This window comes from Pseudoalteromonas sp. c7(2019) (genome assembly GCF_011378625.1).
Lineage (GTDB): Bacteria > Pseudomonadota > Gammaproteobacteria > Enterobacterales > Alteromonadaceae > Pseudoalteromonas > Pseudoalteromonas arctica.
This window is the reverse complement of sequence record NZ_WTKS01000126.1, coordinates 1-333: the sequence shown is the minus strand read 5'-3', so window position 1 is coordinate 333 and position 333 is coordinate 1. Positions and strand designations below refer to the sequence as shown.

The 333-nt window shown below is 37.8% G+C and carries 1 pseudogene; it reads left to right on the top strand.

What is annotated here, in order from left to right:
• Positions 1-333, top strand: a pseudogene (locus tag GQR38_RS20275) (LPP20 family lipoprotein); the annotation flags it as partial.

Genomic DNA, 333 nt, shown 5'->3' with positions numbered 1-333 from the left:
AGAAACAGTTGTTGGTGACATCCCAAGTTGGATATTAAACCCTCAAGTCGAAGATGGTATTGCAGTCTCTGAGTGTGTTTTATGGTCTGGTAATATGTCTATTGATAAGCAACAAGCTATTGCCAATGCACGTGCATCATTAGCACAGCGTATCGAAACACGTGTTAATGGAATGGATAAAACGTATCGAGATAAAATAGAAGTGGCTTCAGCCGCTGAATCGGGTTCCACTTTTTCTAGTGTATCTAAGCAGATTACACAACAAACATTGATTGGTACAAGTTCACTTAAAACAGATATCGTTAAAATCGCAGACAAAAATAACTTATGTGT